The sequence below is a fragment of the Isoptericola sp. NPDC058082 genome, from assembly GCF_042885055.1.
GTDB lineage: Bacteria > Actinomycetota > Actinomycetes > Actinomycetales > Cellulomonadaceae > Isoptericola.
Genome location: NZ_JBHVSQ010000001.1, coordinates 174,659 through 196,080 on the forward strand (window position 1 = coordinate 174,659; position 21,422 = coordinate 196,080).

At 73.8% G+C, this 21,422-nt stretch carries 17 protein-coding genes and 1 pseudogene; 11 read left to right on the forward strand and 7 right to left on the reverse strand.

Annotated elements, in window-relative coordinates:
• Positions 1-110: 110 nt before the first annotated feature.
• Positions 111-1,691: a long-chain-fatty-acid--CoA ligase gene (locus ACFVS0_RS00800; RefSeq protein WP_430564768.1), complete on the reverse strand. Its 1,581-nt coding sequence runs from the start codon at positions 1,689-1,691 to the stop codon at positions 111-113.
• 157 nt (positions 1,692-1,848) lie between these two features.
• Between ACFVS0_RS00800 and ACFVS0_RS00805 the strand changes: the two genes are divergently transcribed.
• Positions 1,849-3,057, forward strand: coding sequence for a TetR/AcrR family transcriptional regulator (locus tag ACFVS0_RS00805; RefSeq protein WP_430586890.1), 1,209 nt, complete (start codon positions 1,849-1,851; stop codon positions 3,055-3,057).
• Positions 3,058-3,064: 7 nt separating this feature from the next.
• On the opposite strand, the gene ACFVS0_RS00810 is transcribed toward ACFVS0_RS00805, so the two are convergent.
• Positions 3,065-4,579, reverse strand: coding sequence for an aldehyde dehydrogenase family protein (locus ACFVS0_RS00810; RefSeq protein WP_430586891.1), 1,515 nt, complete (start codon positions 4,577-4,579; stop codon positions 3,065-3,067).
• Positions 4,580-4,700: 121 nt separating this feature from the next.
• Between ACFVS0_RS00810 and ACFVS0_RS00815 the strand changes: the two genes are divergently transcribed.
• Complete coding sequence (locus tag ACFVS0_RS00815; RefSeq protein WP_430549972.1) at positions 4,701-5,321, forward strand: TetR/AcrR family transcriptional regulator; 621 nt, start codon at positions 4,701-4,703, stop codon at positions 5,319-5,321.
• On the opposite strand, the pseudogene ACFVS0_RS00820 reads toward ACFVS0_RS00815, so the two are convergent.
• From ACFVS0_RS00820 to ACFVS0_RS00835, 4 genes and pseudogenes are all read right to left on the reverse strand, one after another.
• A pseudogene (locus tag ACFVS0_RS00820) lies at positions 5,296-6,285 on the reverse strand (NAD(P)H-dependent flavin oxidoreductase); the annotation flags it as partial. The gene ACFVS0_RS00815 and the pseudogene ACFVS0_RS00820 overlap by 26 nt on opposite strands.
• Positions 6,286-6,295: 10 nt before the next feature.
• Entirely contained in the window at positions 6,296-8,485 is a 2,190-nt protein-coding gene (locus tag ACFVS0_RS00825) for a 3-hydroxyacyl-CoA dehydrogenase NAD-binding domain-containing protein (protein ID WP_430586892.1), read from the reverse strand.
• Positions 8,482-9,708, reverse strand: a complete 1,227-nt coding sequence (locus ACFVS0_RS00830) for an acetyl-CoA C-acetyltransferase (protein ID WP_430586893.1) — start codon at positions 9,706-9,708, stop codon at positions 8,482-8,484. The genes ACFVS0_RS00825 and ACFVS0_RS00830 overlap by 4 nt, the downstream gene beginning before the upstream one ends.
• Positions 9,709-9,716: 8 nt before the next feature.
• Positions 9,717-10,877 carry an acyl-CoA dehydrogenase family protein gene (locus tag ACFVS0_RS00835; RefSeq protein ID WP_430586894.1) on the reverse strand — a complete coding sequence of 387 codons (1,161 nt, stop codon included), beginning with the start codon at positions 10,875-10,877 and terminating at the stop codon, positions 9,717-9,719.
• A 149-nt stretch (positions 10,878-11,026) separates the two neighbouring features.
• On the opposite strand from ACFVS0_RS00835, the gene ACFVS0_RS00840 reads away from it, so the two are divergent.
• The 8 genes from ACFVS0_RS00840 to ACFVS0_RS00875 are packed head-to-tail and all read left to right on the forward strand — an operon-like array spanning position 11,027 to position 18,837.
• Positions 11,027-11,815 carry an SDR family oxidoreductase gene (locus ACFVS0_RS00840; RefSeq protein WP_430549967.1) on the forward strand — a complete coding sequence of 263 codons (789 nt, stop codon included), beginning with the start codon at positions 11,027-11,029 and terminating at the stop codon, positions 11,813-11,815.
• A complete protein-coding gene (locus tag ACFVS0_RS00845) occupies positions 11,812-13,041 on the forward strand; it encodes an acyl-CoA dehydrogenase family protein (protein ID WP_430586895.1) in 1,230 nt (409 codons plus the stop codon). The genes ACFVS0_RS00840 and ACFVS0_RS00845 overlap by 4 nt, the downstream gene beginning before the upstream one ends.
• Positions 13,038-14,144, forward strand: coding sequence for a phosphotransferase family protein (locus ACFVS0_RS00850; protein WP_430586896.1), 1,107 nt, complete (start codon positions 13,038-13,040; stop codon positions 14,142-14,144). The genes ACFVS0_RS00845 and ACFVS0_RS00850 overlap by 4 nt, the downstream gene beginning before the upstream one ends.
• The gene (locus tag ACFVS0_RS00855) at positions 14,141-14,917 is read left to right on the forward strand and encodes an electron transfer flavoprotein subunit beta/FixA family protein (protein ID WP_430549964.1); all 777 of its coding nucleotides are present in this window, start codon (positions 14,141-14,143) and stop codon (positions 14,915-14,917) included. Before ACFVS0_RS00850 ends, ACFVS0_RS00855 begins: the two co-directional genes overlap by 4 nt.
• A 12-nt stretch (positions 14,918-14,929) precedes the next feature.
• Positions 14,930-15,910, forward strand: coding sequence for an electron transfer flavoprotein subunit alpha/FixB family protein (locus ACFVS0_RS00860; RefSeq protein ID WP_430564757.1), 981 nt, complete (start codon positions 14,930-14,932; stop codon positions 15,908-15,910).
• Positions 15,907-17,265, forward strand: a complete 1,359-nt coding sequence (locus tag ACFVS0_RS00865) for a cytochrome b/b6 domain-containing protein (RefSeq protein WP_430586897.1) — start codon at positions 15,907-15,909, stop codon at positions 17,263-17,265. The genes ACFVS0_RS00860 and ACFVS0_RS00865 overlap by 4 nt, the downstream gene beginning before the upstream one ends.
• A gap of 49 nt (positions 17,266-17,314) precedes the next feature.
• The gene (locus tag ACFVS0_RS00870) at positions 17,315-18,490 is read left to right on the forward strand and encodes a bifunctional 2-methylcitrate synthase/citrate synthase (protein WP_430586898.1); all 1,176 of its coding nucleotides are present in this window, start codon (positions 17,315-17,317) and stop codon (positions 18,488-18,490) included.
• Between the two features lie 53 nt (positions 18,491-18,543).
• A complete protein-coding gene (locus ACFVS0_RS00875) occupies positions 18,544-18,837 on the forward strand; it encodes a hypothetical protein (protein WP_430564754.1) in 294 nt (97 codons plus the stop codon).
• Positions 18,838-19,241: 404 nt separating this feature from the next.
• On the opposite strand, the gene glnA is transcribed toward ACFVS0_RS00875, so the two are convergent.
• A complete protein-coding gene (glnA, locus tag ACFVS0_RS00880; protein WP_429764245.1) occupies positions 19,242-20,666 on the reverse strand; it encodes a type I glutamate--ammonia ligase in 1,425 nt (474 codons plus the stop codon).
• A 189-nt stretch (positions 20,667-20,855) separates the two neighbouring features.
• Here glnA and ACFVS0_RS00885 point away from each other — a divergent pair, with 189 nt between their 5' ends.
• Positions 20,856-21,314 (forward strand): RDD family protein, encoded by a 459-nt coding sequence (locus ACFVS0_RS00885; RefSeq protein WP_430549951.1) that lies wholly within the window; start codon positions 20,856-20,858, stop codon positions 21,312-21,314.
• Positions 21,315-21,422: the final 108 nt, after the last annotated feature.

Consider the following 21,422-nt stretch of genomic DNA (forward strand, 5'->3'; position numbering starts at 1 on the left):
GGGGGGGAGGTGGGGAGGCGACCCCCACCGAGGGCCCCACCGAAGACCCCACGGGTTTTCGGGGGGTCGGGGGGGTTTTCCCCCTGGTGTTTGCGGGCCCCACGCCGTCGTCACGACGCGACCGTCACGGCGCCGCGGTCGGCCTCGCGCAGGGCCACCTTGTTCACCTTGCCGGACGCGTTCGTGGGGATCGCGTCGACGACGACGAGGTCCTTGGGCTGCTTGAAGCGGGCGAGGGTGTCGCCCAGCCAGTCCTGGAGCTCCGCGAGGCCGAGCGGCTCTCCGGGGGTCAGGACCACGGCGGCGACGGGCACCTCGCCCCAGCGCTCGTCGCGCCGGCCGTACACGGCCGCCGCGGCGATCCGCGGGTGCGCGAAGAGGGCGTTCTCCACCTCGGCGCAGTACACGTTCTCGCCGCCCGAGATGATCATGTCCTTGAGCCGGTCGACGACCCAGACGAAGCCGTCCTCGTCCTGGCGGACCAGGTCGCCCGAGTGGAACCAGCCGCCGTCGAAGGCCGCCGCCGTCTCGGCAGGCTTGCGCCAGTACCCCTTCATGAGGTTCGGCCCGCGGTAGACGATCTCCCCGATGCTCCCGGTCGGGACGTCGCGGAGCTCGGCGTCGACGATCCTCCACTGGACGGTGGGGACCGGACGCCCGACCGACCCGAGCTTGCGCAGCGCGTCCCGGCCGCGCAGCGCGCAGGTGATGGGGGAGAGCTCGGTCTGCCCGAAGACGGCGACGTTGAGGGCGTCGGGGAACGTCTCGGTCATCGTGCGCAGCAACGTGTCGGACGCCGGCGCGGCACCCCAGCTGATCACGCGCAGCCGCAGGTCGCGGTCGCGGATGCCGGGGACGGCGCAGATCGCCTGCCACTGCTGCGGCACGTTGAAGACGATGGTGGCACCCTCCCGCTCCCACGCGTCGACGAGCGCCGCGGCGTCGAAGGCGCCGAGCGGGTGGATGACGGTCGGGATGCCGACCACGAAGTTGGCGGCGATCGACCCGAGCCCGGCGATGTGGAACAGAGGCGCGGTGAGGAAGGCGACGTCGGACTCGTCGAAGATCTCGTTCACCCGCAGGACGGTGAGGGACTGCGCCGTCATGTTGAGGTGGTCGAGCATGGCGCCCTTGGGCCGCCCGGTGGTCCCCGACGTGTACATGATGAGACAGGTCGTGTCCTCGGGGACGTCGGGTGCGACGAAGCCGTCGAGGGGCTCGGCGAGGAGGTCCGCGATGCTCTCCTGCCCGTCGGCGGCGTCGCCCACCACGACGACGCCGCGGAGTCGGTCGGTGAGCTGTTGCGCGGCCGAGAGCAGGGGGGCGAGCGGCTGGTCGACGACCACGAGGTCCGCGTCGGCGTCGTCGACGACGTAGGCGATCTCGGCGGGGGAGAGCCGCACGTTCATGGGGACGGCGACGGCGCCGAGGCGGTTGATCGCGAAGACGGTCTCCACCACGAGGGTGTGGTTGAGCGTCAGGAGCAGCACGCGGTCGCCGAAGCCGACGCCGCGCCGCCGGAGCGCCGCGGCGAGGGTGTCCATGTGCCGGGCGGCGTCGGCCCAGGTGGTCACCTCGCCCTGGAAGGAGAAGGCGGTCGCATCGGGCTTGGTCGCGGCGTGGGTGAGGACCTGGTTCATCCAGTGGTTGCGGCGGACAGTCGGGGGGATGGCGTCCGTGGCGTCGCTCATGGCATGCACCTCTTCGTACGTGAGCCGAGTCCGGGGCGTGGCGCCGTCGCCACGTCCCGTCCGTTCCTGCCGCCCGCGGGGGTCGACGAGATCATGTTACTCACCATTCACATCCGAGTGCCAGCCCCTGCGGGGGGCCGGCGTTAGTGTGTGCACCGTGAGCGAGGCGAGGGCGGCGGACCAGGTCAGGAGGCGCCCACGTGACCGGCGGCAGACCATCGAGGCGGCCGCCGCGGTCGCCTTCGCGGAGCGCGGGTACCACCGGGTGGCGATGCAGGACGTCGCCGACGCGGTGGGGATCACCGCGGCGGCGCTCTACCGGCACTTCGACAACAAGTACGAGCTGTTCCGCGAGATCGCGATGGACCTCGTCGCCCGGCTGACCGACGCGACCGCGGCGGTGGGGGAGGTGAGCGACCGCACTCCGGCGACGGCGCGCACGGAGGCCGCGGCCGTCCTCGACGCCGTCTCGGGCGAGACCGTCGCGATGCGGTCGTCGGGGAACATCTACCGCTGGGAGAGCCGCTACCTGCGCCCCGAGGACCGCCGGGCCCTGGCCGCGGAGTTCACGGCCCTGCGGCGCCGTCTCGCCGAACCCGCCGCGATGCTGCGGCCCGACCTCGACCCGCCGACGCTGGACCTCGTCGCCCTGGCCGCGCTGAGCGTGATCGCGAGCGTCACCGCCCACCGCACCCCGATGGCCGTCGCGTCGCTGCAGGCGCTGCTGCGCGAGGCGGCGATGCGCGTGCTCACCGAGGCGCCGGGTCCGGCGCCGACCGCGCCGGCGGAGGGGCACGGACCGGTCGAGGCCGCGCCGCCGGGCCGACGCCGCGACCAGCTCGCGCAGGCGGGGATCGCGGCGTTCGCCCGCAGGGGCTACCACGAGGCGTCGATCGAGGAGATCGCCGCCGCGGTGGGGATCACGCCGTCGGGCGTCTACCGACACTTCAGCGGCAAGTCCGAGATCCTGCGCACGGCGTGCGAGCGGGCCGCGGCGGCCCTGGACGCCGCGGCCGACGACGCGCTGGGCCGCCCCGACCCCCGCGAGGCGCTGCACAGCCTCGAGGCGGCGTACGTCCGCTTCGCCGTCGAGGACCGCGACCTCATGGACGTCTACACGGCGGACGTCGGTGCGCTCGACGCCGAGGACCAGCGCCGCCTGCGGCGGCTCCAGCGCGCGCACGTCGACGACTGGGTGGAGCTGCTCGGGCGGTTGCGTCCGGACCTCGACCCGCGCGACCTGCGGTTCCTCGTGCACGCCGGCTTCAACGTGGTCGCCGACCTGAGCGTCGCGCTGCGCCGCAGCCCGGCGCCCGAGGCCAAGCGGTGGATCGGGGCCGTGCTGGAGACCGTGCTGGGCGTCTGACGACGGCCTAGCCCCGGGAACCCTTCGACCGACCGTGGAGCAGCGGGATCATCCTGGCGACCAGGTGCATGTCCTTCTCGGTGCGGTCCATCGTCAGGAGGTTCAGCGCGGCCTTCCGGGTCTGGCGTGCCACGGACTTCACCGTGCTGAACTCGCGGAGGCCGTCGGCGCCGTGGATGCGGCCGAAGCCGGACTCCTTGACCCCGCCGAAGGGGAGGGCCGCGACCGCGGCGAACCCGAGCACCGAGTTCACGGTCACGACGCCGGCGCGCAGGGCGTCGGCGGCCGCCGACGCCGCGCGGGCGTCCTTGGTGAAGACCGCCGCGCCGAGCCCGTACGGGGTCGCGTTCGCCCGCTCGACCGCCTCCTCGAGGGAGGCGACGGTGTTGATCACGACGAGCGGGCCGAACGTCTCGTGCCGCACCGCGAGGGAGTGCTCGTCGACGTCGGTGACGACGATCGGGTCGATCACCCGGCCGTGCACGCTCTCGGTACCACCGAGCACCGCCGTGCCCGACCGCACGGCGTCCTCGACGTGCCGGCGCACCACGTCCGCCTGGGCGGGCAACGTCATCGGGCCGTACTGCGCGTCGGCGCCCGAGGTGCGCAGCCGTCCCGCCCGCTCCACGACACGGGACACGAGGGCGTCGCGCACCGCCTCGACGACGTAGACGCGCTCGACGCCCACGCACGTCTGGCCCGCGTTGCCCATCGCGCCGAAGACGACGAAGTCGGCCGCGGCGTCGAGGTCGGCGTCGGCCGCGACGAGCAGCGCGTCCTTACCGCCGCACTCGGCCACGATCGGCACCAGCCGCTCGGCGGCGGCCGCCATGACCTTCTTCGCCGTCGCGGTGGAGCCCGTGAACGCGACCTTGTCGACGTCGGCCGCGACGAGCGCGGCGCCCGTCGACCCGTCGCCCGTGACGGCGACGAGGACGTCGTGCCCCACGGCCTCCCGCCAGCGCTCGGCGAGCCACACGGCCGGGCCGGGCGTCAGCTCGCTGGGCTTGAAGACGACGGCGTTGCCGGCGGCGAGCGCGTACGAGATCGAGCCCATGGGGGTGTACAGCGGGTAGTTCCACGGCCCGATGACGCCCACGACGCCGTAGGGCTCGTAGCCGACCGTGGCGTGCTGGTTGTAGTTGACCAGGCCGGCGCGCACCCGGCGGCGGCGCAGCACGCGGGCGGCGTTCTTCGCCGCCCAGTCGAGGTGCCCCAGGGTGAGCATGACCTCGAGCAGGGCGTCGTCCGCCGGCTTCCCGGTCTCCGCGGCGATGAGGTCGGCCAGCTCCCGGGCGCGCAGCGCGACGTGCGACTTCCAGCGCAGGAGGTGCGCGCGACGTCCGGCGAAGCCCTGCTCGCGCCACCAGCGGGCGCCGTCCCGGGCGCTGGTGACGGCGATGCCGACCTGGGCGGCGTCCGCCACCGGGTAGCTGGCGACGGGCTCGCCGTCGACGGGGCGGTACGTGGTGATCTGCCGGGCTTCCTGCCCGGCCTGGGCGGTCTGGTCCGCAAGCGTCATCGCCGGTCTCCTACTCCACGTCGAGCAGACAAGTAAATCGCGAGTCACACATTAGGGCCGCTCCGGGACGACGCGCAAGGATTTCTCTAATCTTGGTTAGAAATCAGGCTAGGATCGGAGCATGGACGTCACCGGGACGGAGGCGACGCGACCGGCGTCGAAATCGGCGCAGACGCGCCAGCGCATCCTGGACGCGGCCGCCGAGGTGCTGTCGCGCAAGGGGTACGCGGGCACGCGCCTCGCCGACGTCGCCGCGGTCGCCGGCGTCCAGGCGCCCGCGATCTACTACTACTTCTCCTCGCGCGACGGTCTCGTCGAGGAGGTCATGTGGGAGGGTGCGCACCGCGTCCGGCTCCACGTCGAGGAGACGCTGGAGGCGCTGCCCGACGGCACTACCGCGATGGAGCGGCTCCTCGTGGCCGTGGACGCGCACCTGCGCTACGAGCTGCAGCTGTCCGACTACGCCACCGCCTCGATCCGCAACGCGGGGCACGTCCCGGAGCAGCTGCGGGTGCGCCCGGCCGCCGAGGAGGCGCTCTACAGCAGGCTGTGGCGCGACCTGTTCGTCGCCGCCCAGCAGGCGGGGGAGGTGCGCGCCGACCTGGACGTCAACACCTTCCGCCTGCTCCTGCTGGGGGCGATGAACTGGGTGGTCGAGTGGTGGAACCCGCGCACGCGCTCCCTCGACGAGCTGGTGGCGACCGCGCAGGGGATGGTCAGGCACGGAGCCGGGGCCGGCTGACCAGCTCCAGCCGGGCCCGCAGCACCTCCTCGGCCTCGGCCACGGTGCGGCGGACCACCTCCCCGGCGGCCGGGACGTCGTGGATGAGGCCCTGGACGAGCCCGACGGTCCAGATCCCCGCGTCGAGGTCGCCGTGCTCGAAGACCTTCCGGCCCCGGGCGCCCGCGACCAGGTCGCGCACGTCCTCGAACCGCCCGCCGCCCGCCAGGATCTCGACGACCTCGTCGCTGACGGCGTTCTTCGCGACCCGCGCCGTGTTGCGCAGGGAGCGGAAGATGAGGTTGGTGTCGAGCTCCGACCCGGCGACGATCCGCTCCTTCACGGCCGGCGCGACGGGCGACTCGACCGTGCACATGAACCGCGAGCCCATCGTGACCCCGTCGGCCCCGAGGGCCAGCGCCGCCGCCAGGCCCCGGCCGTCCGCGATCCCGCCGCAGGCGAGGAACGGGATCGTCAGCCGGTCCGCGGCGGCCGGAAGCAGCACCATGCCGGGCACGTCGTCCTCGCCGGGGTGACCGGCGCACTCGAACCCGTCGATCGACACCGCCGTCACCCCGACGGCCTGGGCCTTGAGCGCGTGCCGCACGCTGGTGCACTTGTGGATCACCCGCACCCCGTGGGCGCCGAACATCTCCATGTGCGGCTCGGGGTTGGAGCCGGCGGTCTCAACGATCGTGATGCCGGCGTCGACGATCGCCCGCCGGTACTCGTCGTACGGCGGCGGGTCGATCGCCGGCAGGATCGTGAGGTTGACCCCGAGGGGCTTGTCGGTCAGGCGGCGGGCCCGCTCGATCTCCCTGACGAGGTCGGCCGGGGTGGGCTGGGTGAGCGCGGTGATGATGCCCAGCCCGCCCGCCTCGGAGACCGCGGCGGCCAGCTCTGCCCGGCCGACCCACATCATGCCGCCCTGGACGACCGGGTGCTCGATCCCGAACGCCTCCGTGAAGCGCGTGCTGATCACGACGTCCCCCCGCTCACTCGTAGGTCTCGCCGGCGGCCGCCCGCGCGACCAGGGAGGCGGGCGGCCGGAACCGCTCGCCGTAGGCGTCGGCCAGCTCGTGCGCGCGGGCGACGAAGCCCGTCAGGCCGCCGTCGTACTGGTTGACGTACTGCAGCACCCCGCCGGTCCAGGCGGGGAACCCGATGCCGTAGATCGACCCGACGTTGGCGTCCGCGACGGAGGTGAGCACGCCGTCGTCGAGGCAGGCGATCGCGTCCAGCGCCTCGGCGAAGAGCATCCGCTCCTGCAGGTCCACCAGGGGCACCCGGGCGCTCCCCGAGCCGTACCGCTCGCGCAGCCCCGGCCACAGGCGCGTGCGCCGGCCCGCCTCGTCGTAGTCGTAGAAGCCGCGCCGCGCCCTGCGTCCGGGCCGGTCCTGGTCGTCGACCATCCAGTCGACGACCGCCTCGGCGGGGTGCGCCGTCCAGGTGCCGCCCTCCGCCTCGTGCGCGGCCCGTGTCTCGGTGCGGATCTTCTGGGTGAGGGAGAGCGTGAGCTCGTCGAGGAGCTGCAGCGGCCCCGCGGGATACCCGGCCTGGAGCGCGGCCTGCTCCACGGACGCGGGCTCGACGCCCTCGCCCACGGCGGCGACGGCCTCGTCGATGAACCGGCCGATCACCCGCGAGGTGAAGAAGCCCCGGGCGTCGTTGACGACGATGGGCGTCTTGCGGATCTGCAGCACGAAGTCGAAGACCTTCGCGAGGACGGCGTCGCTGGTGCGCTCGCCCCGGATGATCTCGACCAGCGGCATCTTGTCGACGGGGGAGAAGAAGTGGATCCCGATGAAGTCCTCGGCCCGGTCGACCCCCTCGGCGAGCAGCGAGATCGGCAGGGTGGACGTGTTCGAGCCGAGCACGGCGTCGGGCTCGACGACGTCCTGGATCTCCCGGAACACGGACTGCTTGAGGTCGACGGACTCGAAGACCGCCTCGACGACGAAGTCCACGCCCGCGAAGTCGGCGGGGTCGTCGGTCGTGAAGATCCGCTCCAGGAGGGCCGCGCTCGCCTCCGGCGTCGTCCTCCCGCGGCCCAGGGCCTTCTCCTCGAGGCGGCGCGCGTAGTCCTTGCCCCGCTCGGCGGCGCCCGTCGACGTGTCCTTGAGCACGACGTCGACGCCGCTGCGGGCGGCCACGTAGGCGATGGCGGCGCCCATCATCCCGGCGCCGACGACGCCGACCTTCTTTGCCCGGAACGTCGGGTACCCGGCGGGCCGGCTGGCGCCGGCGTTGATGCTCTCCAGGTCGAAGAAGAACGCCTTGATCATGTTCTTCGCGACCGGCGAGTGCGTGAGCTGCACCAGGTAGCGGGTCTCGATCGTCGAGGCGGTGTCGAAGTCGACGTACGCCCCCTCCACGGCGGCCGCCATCGCGGCGCGCGGTGCGGGCATCGGGGCCCCCTTGACCTGCCGGCGCAGCATCGCGGGCATCGCCGCGAGCGCCTGTGCGAGGGACGGGGAGGTCGGCGCGCCGCCGGGCAGCCGGAAGCCCTTGACGTCCCACGGCTTGACCGGCTCGGGGTTCGCGGCGATCCATGCCTTCGCGCGGTCGCGGACCTCCGCCGCGGGGACCACCTCGTCGACGAGGCCGACCTCGAGCGCGCCCGCGGCGGTGAACTTCGTGGCCGGCAGGATGACGTCCGCCAGCGCCTTCTGCAGCCCGAGCATCCGCACCGTGCGGCTCACGCCGCCGCCGCCGGGCAGCAGGCCGAGGGAGACCTCGGGGAGCCCGAGGCGCAGGCCCTTGACGTCGCCGGCGGCGATGCGGTGGTGGGTGGCGAGCGCGACCTCGAGCCCCCCGCCCAGCGCCGTGCCGTCGATCGCGGCGACCACCGGCCGGCCGAGCCGCTCGATCCGGCGCAGCAGCGACTTCACGTGCTCGATGTCCGCGGTCTCCTCGGCCGACCGCGCCGGGTCGGCGGAGCGGAGCAGCTCGAGGTCCCCGCCGGCGAACCAGCTCTTCTTCGCCGACGCGAGGACGACGCCGGAGATCCGGTCGCGCTCGGCCTCGAGGCGCTCGACGCTCGCCTCGAGCGCGGCCCGGAAGTGGGCGTTCATGGTGTTGGCGCCGCGGTCGGGGTCGTCCATGGTGAGGGTGACGACGCCGTCGCCGTCCTCGTCCCAGGCGTACCCGCCCTGCACGCCCGCCCGGTCCTCGATGACGCTCATGCCGTCTCCCCTTCCTCGACCCGCTCGATGATGGTGGCGATGCCCATGCCCGCCCCGACGCACAGCGTGGCGAGGCCGCGACGCAGGTCGCGGCGCTCCAGCTCGTCGAGCAGCGTGCCGAGGATCATCGCGCCCGTGGCGCCCAGGGGGTGCCCCATGGCGATCGCCCCGCCGTTGACGTTGACCTTGTCGTGCGGGATGCCGAGCTCGCGCTCCCACCGCATGACGACCGAGGCGAAGGCCTCGTTGAGCTCGAACAGGTCGATGTCGTCGACCGTGAGGCCCGCACGATCGAGCGCCTTGCGCGTGGCGGGGGCGGGTCCGGTGAGCATGATGGTGGGCTCCGAGCCCGTCACGGCGGTCGCGACGACCCGCGCCCTCGGCGTGAGGCCGAGGCGCTCGCCCACCTCCCTGCTGCCGACCACGACGAGGGCCGCGCCGTCGACGATGCCCGACGAGTTCGCGGCCGTGTGCACGTGGTCGATCGACTCGAGCCAGTGGTACTTCTGCAGCGCCACGGCGTCGAAGCCGGCCTGCGCCCCGGGGATCTCGAACGCGGGCTTGAGGTGGCCCAGGCTCTCGACCGTGGAGCCCGGCCGGCGGTGCTCGTCGTGGTCGAGCAGCGTGACGCCGTTGAGGTCGCGCACCGGCACGACCGACCGGGCGAACCGGTCCTCGCGCCACGCCTCGTCGGCCCGCCGCTGCGACTCCACGGCGTAAGCGTCGACGTCCTCACGGGAGAACCCGTCGAGCGTGGCGATGAGGTCGGCGCCGATGCCCTGCGGGACGAAGTAGAGGTCGTAGTTCGTGGTCGGGTCCTGCACGTAGGCGCCGCCGTCGGAGCCGATCGGCACGCGCGACATCGACTCGACGCCACCCGCCAGCACGAGGTCCTCGAAGCCGCTGGCGACCTTCTGGGCGGCGACGTTGACGGCCTCCAGGCCCGAGGCGCAGAACCGGTTGAGCTGGACGCCCGCGACGGTCTCGGGCAGGCCGGCGACGAGCGCCGCGGTGCGGGCGATGTCGCCGCCCTGCTCGCCGACGGGCGAGACGACGCCGAGCACGATGTCGTCGACGGCCGCCGGGTCGAGGGTGGGGTGGCGCTCGCCGAGGGCGTGGATCAGCCCCACGACCAGGTCGACGGGCTTGACGCCGTGGAGCGCCCCGCCGCGGTTCTTGCCGCGCGGCGTGCGGACGGCGTCGTAGATGTATGCCTCTGTCACGGATGTCCTCACAGCCCGAGGCCCCGACCGACGATCTCCTTCATGATCTCGGTCGTGCCTCCGTAGATGGTGGTGATGCGGGCGTCCTCGTAGTCCCGCGCGATGCGGTACTCGCGCATGTAGCCGTAGCCGCCGTGGAGCTGCAGGCAGCGGCCCACGACGTCGACGTACTGCTCGGTGGTCCAGAACTTGGCGGCGGCGGCGTCCTCGGGATCCAGGGATCCCGCGTCGTGCCGCCTCAGACAGTCGTCGATCAGCGCGCGGCCCGCGCGCACGGCCGTGACCATCTCGGCGAGCTCGAAGCGGGTGTTCTGGAACGACCCGATCGGCTGCCCGAAGGCCTGTCGCTGCTTGACGTACTCCAGCGTGCGCTCCAGCACGCCCTCGCTGGAGGCGACGGCGGCCGCGGCGATGGAGATGCGCTCCTGCGGGAGGTTGCGCATGAGGCCCGCGAACCCCGTGCCCTCCTCGCCGAGCAGGTTCGCGGCCGGGACGCGCACGCCCTGGAAGGCGAGCTCGCTCGTGTCCTGGGCGTGCAGGCCGATCTTGTCGAGCCGGCGCCCCCGGGAGAAGCCGGGGGAGTCGGCGGGGATCACGAGCAGGCTCAGCCCGCGGTGCGGGTGCTCCCCGGTGCGCACGGCCGTGACCACCAGGTCGGCGTTCTGCCCGTTGGAGATGAAGATCTTCGACCCGTCGACGACGTAGTCGTCGCCGTCGCGGACCGCCGACGTGCGGATCCCTGCGAGGTCGCTGCCGGTGCCGGGCTCGGACATCGCCACGGCCACGACGGTCTCGCCGGCGGCGATGCCGGGGAGCCAGCGCTGCTTCTGCTCCTCGGTCGTCAGGTCGGTGAAGTAGGGGATGACGATGTCGTTCGACAGGGCGATGCCGGCCATCCCGGACGACACGGGGTGGCGGGCGAGCTCCTCGCCCATCACCGCGTTGAAGCGGAAGTCGTCCGACCCGCCGCCGCCGAAGCGCTCCGGGATGCCGAACCCGAGGATCCCCGCCTCGGCCGCCTGGACGAAGAGCTTGCGGTCGACCCGCCCCTCGGCGTCCCAGCGGTCGGCGTGGGGGCGCGCGTACTGCTCCACGAAGGCGCGCACCATGTCGCGGAACTGCTCGTGCTCGTCCTCGTACAGGTCACGCGGCCCGATGATGCCGGTCATGCTGCCTCCGATCATCCTTGATCTCGACGTCCCACTTTTTATACCATGTTAGAAACCGCGGCTACCAGGGCTTGATCCTGACCTCTAGTCATGATGCGATGCTCCCGAGGTTTGAATCTGCATTAAGCAATCGCGCAAGGGAGCGTGACATGGGAGAGCACCCCTCCCCGACGACGGGCGGCGACCGGCTGCGTGGCCGCGTCGCGGTCGTCACCGGGGCGAGCCGCGGCATCGGGCACGCGATCGCGCGGCGCTTCGCGGCCGAGGGCGCCGCGCTCGTGCTGACCGCGCGGTCGGCGGACGCGCTGGCGTCCGCGGCGGAGTCGCTCGGGGACGGCGTCCCGGTGCGCGTCGTGGCCGGCCGCGCCCAGGACCCCGCCCACCGGCGCGAGGCGATCGGTACCGCCGTGCGAGAGCTCGGCGGGCTGGACGTCCTGGTCAACAACGTCGGCATCAACCCCGTGTACGGGCCGCTGGTCGACCTGGACCCCGAGGCGGCCCGCAAGATCCTGGACGTCAACGTGCTGGGCACGCTGGGCTGGGTCCAGGAGGCCTGCGCCGCCGGGCTGGGCGCACGGGACGGCGCGGCCGTGCTCAACATGTCGTCGGTGGCCGGGGCCGTGCCGTCGCCGGGGATCGGGTGGTACGGCGTGAGCAAGGCCGCGGTCTCGCACCTCACCGTGACGCTGGCGGCCGAGCTCGGCCCCCGGGTCCGGGTCAACGCGCTCGCCCCGGCGGTCGTGCGGACGCAGTTCGCGCGCGCCCTGTACGAGGGGCGCGAGGAGGAGGTGGCCGCGGCCTACCCGATGCGGCGGCTGGGCAGCCCGGACGACGTGGCGTCCGCGGCCGCCTACCTCTGCTCCGACGAGGCGGGCTGGGTCACCGGCCAGGTGCTGACCCTCGACGGCGGGCTGCTGGCCGCGGGAGGGACGGCGTGAGCGCGCGGGAGACGGTGGGCGCCGTCGACGTCGCCGGTGTCGTGGAGCACACCCGCCGTTTCGTCCGGGACGTCGTGCTCCCCGCGGAGCCGCCGGCGGGGACGGCCCTCGACGCCGCCGGGCGCCGCGCGCTGCAGCAGCGGGCGCGCGAGGCGGGCGTCTTCGCCCCGCACGTGCCGGTCCGCCTCGGCGGGCTGGGGCTGCCGCTGGGCGCGTGGTCCGCCGTCTTCCAGGAGGCCGGGTACTCCCCGGTCGGGCCTGCGGCCCTGAACTGCATGGCCCCGGACGAGGGGAACGTGATGCTGCTCGAGAGGATCGCCTCCGCCGAGCAGCAGGAGCGGTTCCTCGCCCCGCTCGCCGCCGGCGAGGCGCGGTCGTGCTTCGCCATGACCGAGCCGCACCCCGGAGCCGGGTCGGACCCGGCCGCGCTGGCCACCACCGCCCGCCGCGTCGACGGGGGCTGGGTGCTCGACGGCGAGAAGCGGTTCGTCTCGGGGGCCGAGGAGGCGGACTTCGCCATCGTCATGGCCCGCACGCCCGACCTCGGGGACGGCGCCGCGACGCTCTTCCTCGTCCGTACCGACGCCGACGGGTTCGACCTCGGCCATCGCATCCGCACGCTCGAGCGGGCGATCACGGGCGGGCACCCGCACGTCTCGCTCACCGACTGCTTCGTGGCCGACGGCGACGTGCTGGGCACGCCCGGCGAGGGCTTCCGCCACGCGCAGGTGCGCCTCGGCCCCGCCCGGCTCACGCACTGCATGCGCTGGCTCGGCCTCGCCCGTCGGGCCAACGACACGGCGCTCGACCGTGTGCGGCACCGGGAGCTGTTCGGCGCCCCGCTCGCCGACCTCGGGCTCGCCCAGGGCATGCTCGCCGACTCCGAGATCGACCTCGCCAGCAGCGCCGCCCTGATCGACCGGGCGGCCGCGGCGCTGGAGGACGGCGACGTCCGGGCGGGTGCGCAGGCCTCGTCGATCGCCAAGGTGCACTGCTCCGAGGCCGTGGGCCGCGTCGTCGACCGGGCCGTGCAGCTGTGCGGGGGAGACGGCGTCACGCTCGAGCTGCCGCTGGCCGCGTTCCTCGACGAGGTGCGCCCGTTCCGCGTCTACGACGGGTCGAGCGAGACGCACCGCTGGGCGATCGCCCGCCGCGCCGTCGCGCGCCGGCGCCGGGAGGTCGAGGCGGGCGAACGGGTCCTGGACCGGGCGGAGGGGCGACGATGACGGCGCTCGCGAGCGCGCCGGACGGCGTCGACGTCGTGCGTGCGCTGCCCGCGGGGGACAACGGCGCCGCACCCGCGCGACCGCCGCTGCTGGTGCTCGAACCGCTCGGGCGCTTCCTCGACGGCGTGGGGATGCCCGCCGGGGAGCTGGCATGGCGGCGGATCGGCGACGGCCAGGCGAACGTCACGTACGAGCTGCGGCGCGGCGGGGAGCGTGTGGTCCTCCGGCGCGGCCCGCGGCCCCCCTTCCCGCCGTCGGCCCACGACATGCTGCGCGAGGCGCGCGTCGTCGCGGCGGTGGGGGCGGCGGGCGTGCCGGTGCCGGTCGTCCGTGCGGTCTGCGACGACCCTGCCGTCGTGGGGGCGCCGTTCTACCTCATGGAGCTGGTCGAGGGGCAGGTGGTGACGGACCACCTCCCCGCGGGCTTCGACGGCCGCGGCGCCCGCGCCGACCTGGTGCACGCCGCGGTCGACGCGCTCGCGGACCTGCACGCCGTCCCGCTCGACGGCGACGTCGCCGGCCTCGGCCGGCCGGACGGCTACCTGGACCGCCAGGTCCGCCGGTTCGCCCAGCTGTGGCCGCTGAACACCCGGCGGTCGGTGCCGCTCGTCGAGACCCTGGCCGGGCGGCTGGCCGCCACCCGGCCCGCACCCGCGCGCGCCGCCGTCGTGCACGGGGACTACCGGCTGGGGAACCTGATGTTCGCCGCCCCCGGGCGGGTGGCGGCGATCCTGGACTGGGAGATGGCGACGCTCGGCGACCCGCTCGCCGACCTCGGCTACCTCGTCGCGACCTACTCCGCGCCCGGGGCCGCGCCCACGCCGATGGACCTCACGCCCGTCACCGCCGGGCCGGGGTTCCCCACGCGCACGGACCTCGTCGACCGGTACGCGGCGCGCACCGGCGCCGACGTAGGGGCGCTGCCGTGGTACGAGGCGCTCGCCCTGTGGAAGTCGGCGATCTTCTGCGAGGCCATCTACACCCGGTGGCTCGACGGGCAGCGGCCCGACGACGCCTTCGCACCGGCGCTCGCCGACGGCGTCCCCGCGCTCGCCGAGGCCGCCGCGCACGCACTGCACCGTCACGAGAGAGGAAGCCGATGAAGATCGCCGTCCTGATGAAGGTGGTCCCGGACACGTACGGCGACCGCACGCTGTCCCTCGAGACGGGGCTCGCGGAGCGCAGCGCCGACGACGCCGTCCTCGACGAGATCGACGAGCGGGCGCTCGAGGCGGCCCTGGCCCACGCGGACGACCACCCCGACACCGACGTGGTCGTGATCGCCATGGCGCCCGAGCTCGCGCAGACCAGCCTCCGCAAGGCGCTCGCCATGGGGGCGACGTCGGCCCTCCAGGTGGTGGACGAGAGGCTGGTCGGCGCGGACGTCGTCCTGACCGCAGAGGTGCTCGCCGCCGCGGTGCGGCACGCGGGCGCCGACCTCGTCGTCGCGGGCGACGCGTCCACCGACGGGGCCGGGGGAGCGGTGCCCGCCGCCGTGGCGGAGACGCTCGGCGTGCCGTGCGCGACGGCGCTGCGCGAGGTCACGATCACGGACACCGAGGTCACCGGCGTGCGGGTGTCGGACGCCGCCACGCTGCGCGTCTCGGCGCCGCTGCCCGCGGTCGTCTCCGTGACCGAGGCCGCGCCGGGGCCCCGGCTGACGGGCTTCAAGGGGATCATGGCCGCCAAGAAGAAGGTCGTCGAGACCGTCACGGCGACCGACCTGGGGGTGGACCCCGAGCCCTCCGATGCCGCGCGCTCGATCATGACCGCGATCACCCGTCGGCCGCCACGCACGGCCGGCACCAGGATCGTCGACACGGGCGACGCCGGCGAGCAGCTGGCGGCCTTCCTCGTCGACCACCGGCTGGCCTGAGGAGGCGACGACATGACCGACGTCCGGGAAGAACCCGTCCTGGTCCTGGTGGACCGTGAGCCGCACGGAGGGCTCGCGCGATCGTCGGCAGGGCTGCTGGCGGCCGCCGCGTCGATCGGCACCCCCGTGGCGCTCGTCGTGGGGCCCGGCGCCGACGACCAGGCGCCCGCGGCCGCGCGCCTCGGGGCCCGCCGCGTGCTGCTCGCCCCCGGGGACGCGGAACGTCTCGGCGTGCCGGTCGTCGACGCCCTCGAGGCCGCGGCCGAGCTCGTCCGGCCCGCCGCGGTCCTCGTGTCGCACTCGGTCGAGGGCCGGGAGGCGGCCGCGCGCTACGCGGTGCGGTCGCGCTCGGCGCTCGCCCTCGACGCGGTGGGCGTGTCGCGGGACGACGAGGGCGTCGTCGCGCACCACGCGGCCTACGGCGGCACGTACCTCGTCGACTCGGCCGCGACCTTCGGCGCCCCGGTCGTCACGCTGCGCGTCGGCGCCGTCGACGACCGCGCCCCGGCCGTCGACGACCCGCAGGTGGAGGCGCTCGCGGTCCCCGGGTCGGGGAGGCCCGCGGCCACGGTGCTCGCCGTCGAGCCCGTCGAGTCGGGCTCGACCCGGCCCGAGCTGCGCGGGGCGGGCACGGTCGTGTCCGGCGGGCGCGGGCTGGGGTCGGTGGAGGGCTTCACCCTGGTCGAGCAGCTCGCGGACACCCTCGGCGGCGCGGTCGGCGCCTCCCGGGCGGCGGTCGACGCGGGCTACGTCGCTGCGTCCTGCCAGGTCGGGCAGACGGGCGTGACGGTGTCGCCGCGGCTGTACGTGGCGCTCGGCATCTCGGGCGCGATCCAGCACCTCGCGGGGATGCAGACCGCGCAGACCATCGTCGTCGTCAACTCCGACGAGCACGCGCCCCTGTTCGAGATCGCCGACTTCGGCGTGGTGGGCGACGTCTTCGAGGTGGTGCCCCAGCTCGTCGCGGCGCTCGAGGCGAGGCGGGACGCATGACGCGGCAGGGGCTGCCGCGCCGGCCCGGCGGCCCGCCGTGGCCGCCGGTGGACGGCGCGGACGCCGGCACGGCGGAGGTCGCGCACGCGACGACGCGAGCGGACGGGCCGACCGGGGCCGGGACGGCCGGCGGGGCGGCCGCACCCGGTGGGGTGCGGCAGGGCCTGCCGCGCGTCGCCCGGTCGACGACGGCGGGCGCCACCGCGGAGCCGGGAGCCGCCCTCGCCCAGACTGCTCCCGCCGCCGCTCCCGCCGCTGCGGTCGGCACACCTCTGCGGCGTGGCCTGCCGAGGACCGCGGGCGGGGCGCCGTGGCCCCCGACCGGGGTCGTGCCGCCCGGGCGGGAACCGTCCGTCCCCGTCACACCGGACGACCGGCCGGCGGAGCCGCCGCCCACGGTCGAGCCCGCGCCGTCGTCGCCCGTGCCCGAGCCGGTGGCCCCACCCGTCGCGGCAGCCCCGCGCCGCCGTCGGCTCCCGGCGTGGGCGGGCCGGACGGGGATCGCGGCCGCCGTGGCGGCGGTCGTCCTCGGTCTGCTCGTCCTGGCCGCGCGTGGGTGGGTCGGCACCGACGCCGGGCGGGGCTTCCTCGCGACCTACCCGGGTACCGCCCCGATGCCCGACGACGCGCCGGTGGGCATCCCGGCCTGGCTGGCGTGGCAGCACTTCTTCAACGTGTTCCTGCTGGTGCTGGTGGTGCGGACCGGGTGGCAGGTGCGGCTGCAGCGCCGTCCCGCGGCGTCGTGGGCACCCCGCGCGGACCCGGGGGCGCGCATCGGCCTCATGGCCTGGGCGCACCAGGCGCTCGACGTGCTCTGGGTGGCCAACGGCGCGGTCTACATCGTGCTGCTGTTCGTGACCGGTCAGTGGGTGCGGGTCGTCCCGACCAGCTGGACCGTCGTCCCGGAGGCCCTGTCGGCCGGGCTCCAGTACCTGTCGCTGCAGTGGCCCACCGAGGACGGGTGGGTGCACTACAACGGCCTCCAGCAGCTCGCCTACTTCGTGACCGTCTTCGTCGCGGCGCCCCTGGCGATCCTCAGCGGCGTGCGGATGAGCGTGTACTGGCGGTCCCGGCCCGCCGCGGACCGGCTCGTCCCGATCGGGCTCGCCCGCCGCGTCCACTTCCCGGTGATGCTCTACTTCGTCGCGTTCGTCGTCCTGCACGTGGCCCTGGTGCTCGCGACGGGGGCCCGGCGCAACCTCGACCACATGTTCGGCGCGCGCGACGACGGGAGCTGGGTCGGCCTCGTGCTGTTCCTCGTCTCCGTCGTGGTGATCGCGGGCGCCGCCGCCGCGATGCGCCCCGTCGTCGTCGCACCGGTGGCCCGGCGCTTCGGCGCGGTCAGCGGGCGCTGAGCATCCCTCCCTGCCACGAACGTCCATCTCCCAGCGTGAAGGAGCGACCATGAGCGACACCGTCGAGATCAGGAAGGGCCTCGCGGGGGTGACGGTCGACCGCACCGCGGTCTCGTCCGTCAACGCCGCGACCAACTCGCTGCTGTACCGGGGATATCCCGTCCAGGAGCTCGCCGCGACCGCCTCGTTCGAGGAGGTGGTCCACCTGCTGTGGCACGGGGAGCTCCCCGACGCCGCCCAGCTCGAGCGCTTCGTGGCGGCGGAGCGCCGTCACCGCGCGCTCGACCCCGCCCTGGTGCAGGTGATCGACGGGCTGTCGTCCGCCGCCCACCCGATGGACGTGGTGCGCACGGCCGTCAGCATCCTCGGCACGGAGGACCCGGACGCGTGGGACCACGAGCCGGACGCCGTCCTCGACAAGGCCCTCGTGCTGTACGCGAAGCTGCCCACCGTCGTCGCGCACCTGCAGCGCCGCCGCCGCGGGCTGCCGCCGGTGCCCCCGCGCGACGACCTGGGGTATGCCGCCAACTTCCTGTGGATGTCGTTCGGCGAGGAGCCGGACGACGTCGCGTGCCGGGCGTTCGACGTCTCGATGACGCTGTACGCGGAGCACTCGTTCAACGCGTCGACGTTCGCCGCGCGCGTCGTCAGCTCGACCCTGTCGGACTACTACAGCGCGATCGTCGCGGCCGTCGGCGCGCTCAAGGGCCCGCTGCACGGCGGGGCGAACGAGGCCGTCATGCACACCTTCGCCGAGATAGGGACGGCGGACGCCGCGGCCGGGTGGCTCGACGACGCCCTCGCGGCCAAGCGGAAGGTCATGGGCTTCGGGCACCGGGTCTACAAGCGCGGCGACTCGCGGGTCCCCACCATGAAGTCCGCGCTCGACACCCTGGTGGAGCACTACGGCCGCCCCGACCTGGCGGCCCTGTACGACGCGCTCGAGGACGAGTTCGTGGGCCGCAAGGGCATCTACCCCAACCTCGACTACCCGTCGGGCCCGGCGTACCACCTCATCGGCTTCGACACGGAGCTGTTCACCCCGATCTTCGTCGCCTCGCGCATCGCGGGGTGGACGGCGCACGTCCAGGAGCAGCTCGCGTCCAACGCGCTCATCCGCCCGCTCAGCGCCTACGACGGCGTGGCCGAACGGCACGTCGAGGGCTACGTGCCCGACGACGCCGCGCTCGCGGCCGCGACCCGGGAGGTGGAGCGGGCGGGGTGACCCGCGCCGCTGGCGGGTAGAACACCTGTTCGAACCGGGGCTATCCTGCTCCCGTGGGAAGCAGGCGACGAGACGAGGCCGGCGGATCGTCAGGTGCGGTCGACCGGGTGCCGCTGCGCGACGCCGCCGAGGGGGCGCCGGGGAGATCGCGCGACGGGGCGCACGTCACGCGCCCCGAGCGCGGGATCCCCGTGCGCGCCTGGATCACGTCGCGGCAGTCCGGCGAGCAGCTCGTCGACGGGGAAGCCACCGCCTGGACCGACGCGCAGGTGCACGTGCGCTACGTCGACTCCCACGGCCGCGAAGGCTTCGTCTGGTTGTGGGCGGGTGCCGTCACGAGGCGGTAGCCGGGCGTCGTGCGCGCGGTCGCGCTCGGCTGTCGAGTCGGTGGGCCGCGGCCTAGCCTGAGAAGGCGACCCGTGGCGGCCGTCGCCACGCCCGCGTCGTCGAGGGGAGCACGTCATGAGGGACGTGCGTTGCGTGCTGGGCATGCACAAATGGCTCCGGCGCCAGAACGAGGACTCGCAGTACCTGCTCTGCGCCCGCTGCGGGCGGGACCGGCCGACGGACGGGCGAGTGCCGCCGATCGGGCGGATGGCCTGACGTCACCTACGGTGAGCCACCGTCGGCCACCTGCGCCGTCCGGCGCCGAGCCGGGTCCTGCCGTGCTGGCGGGGACGCCGAACGGCGGCCCGCCCCGAAGGGTGGGCCGCCGTCCGGGCGACGTCAGCGGGCCCCTGCGGGCCGCCGATCAGATGTCGTAGTAGAGCTCGAACTCGTGGGGGTGCGGGCGCAGGCGGATCGGGTCGATCTCGTTGCTGCGCTTGTAGTCGATCCAGGTGGCGATGAGGTCCTCGGAGAAGACGTCGCCCTGCGTGAGGAACTCGTGGTCGCGCTCGAGGTTGTCGAGGGCCTCCTCGAGGGACGCGGGCACCTGGGCGATCTGCGCGTGCTCCTCGGGGGGCAGCTCGTACAGGTCCTTGTCGATCGGCGCCGGCGGCTCGATGCGGTTCTTGATGCCGTCGATGCCCGCGAGGAGCTGCGCGGCGAACGCGAGGTACGGGTTGGCCGTCGGGTCCGGCACGCGGAACTCGACGCGCTTGGCCTTCGGCGACGAGCCGGTCACCGGGATGCGGATGCACGCGGAGCGGTTGCGGGCCGAGTAGACCAGGTTGACCGGGGCCTCGTAGCCGGGCACCAGGCGGCGGTAGGAGTTCACCGACGGGTTGGTGAAGGCCAGCAGCGACGGGGCGTGCTTGAGCAGGCCGCCGATGTACCAGCGGGCCGTGTCGGACAGGCCGCCGTAGCCCTTCTCGTCGTAGAACAGCGGCTCGCCGTTCAGCCACAGCGACTGGTGCGAGTGCATGCCCGAGCCGTTGTCGCCGAAGATCGGCTTCGGCATGAAGGTGACGGTCTTGCCGTGCTGCCAGGCGACGTTCTTGATGACGTACTTGAACTTCATCAGGTCGTCGGCCGAGTGCAGCAGGGTGTTGAACCGGTAGTTGATCTCCTGCTGGCCGGCGGTGCCCACCTCGTGGTGCGCGCGCTCGACGTCGAGCCCGACCTCCGCCAGGACCGCGCACATCTCGTCGCGCAGGTCGGCGAACTGGTCGTTGGGGGAGACGGGGAAGTAGCCGCCCTTGTAGCGGGTCTTGTACCCGAGGTTGCCGCCCTCCTCCTCACGACCGGTGTTCCACGCGGCCTCGACCGAGTCGACGCTGTAGAAGCTCTCGTGCTGGTTCGTCGAGAAGCGGACGTCGTCGAAGACGTAGAACTCGGCCTCGGGGGCGAAGAACGCCGTGTCCGCGATGCCGGTCGACTTGAGGTAGGCCTCCGCCTTGGCGGCGATCGTGCGGGGGTCGCGCGAGTACGGCTCGTCGGTGAACGGGTCCACGATGGAGAAGTTCACGATGAGCGTCTTGCGCTTGCGGAACGGGTCCAGGTACGCCGTGGTGACGTCGGGCACGAGCTTCATGTCCGACTCGTGGATCGCCTGGAAGCCGCGGATCGACGAACCGTCGAACATGAGGCCCTCGGTGAAGGAGTCCTCCGAGAACTGCTCCACGGGGATGTTGAAGTGCTGCATCACGCCCGGCAGGTCGATGAAGCGGACGTCGATGAACTCCACCCCCTCGCGACGGGTGAAGGCGATGGCCTCCTCGGCGTTCGTGAACATGCATGCACTCCTTGCGTGGATGGTGCCGTTCGGTCGGTGCCGCCGGACGGTTCCGAAGGACGGGGGCGACGAGCTCGTGCGCGCCGCTCGACGACCACGACCGTAGGGTGACGGCGTTTCTCCGGCATGGCGCCATTGTTTCCAACACGTTACGGCGGTCACGCCTCCGGCGCCGCGTAGCCTTGACGCATGGCATCGCGGGAGGACATGGGTTCGTGGCTCGAGGGCGGACGCAGGGACGAGACCGGGTCCGCCGGACGGCTCGGCCTTCCCGACGTCGGACCTGGCTCGCTCGCCCGGCTCGGGCGCCGGGCCGTGGCCCTCGTCGTCGACTGGGCGGTGGCGACCCTGATCGCCTACCTGGTGACGAGCCCGGCGTCGTTCGCCGAGCTGAACTCGTGGGTCACCCTGGGCGTCTTCGCGCTCATGAACCTGTTGCTGGTCAGCACCGTCGGGTTCACCATCGGCCACCGCCTCCTGGGCCTGCAGGTCCGCACGCTCGGTGCCCCCGACGGCGTCGCGCCGGGGTTCGCGCGCGGCGCGGTGCGCACGCTGCTGCTGTGCCTCGTGATCCCCGCCGTCGTGTGGGACCGTGACGGGCGCGGGCTGCACGACCGGGCCGCGGGGACGGTCCTCGTGCGGCGCTGACGACGACGGCGAAGGGGCGGGTCTCCGCTCTCCCACCCCCCCCCCCCACATGGGTGCGGGGGGGCCCAGGCCCCCCAAGCGCTTGAGTTCTATGGGGGTACTCCGCGT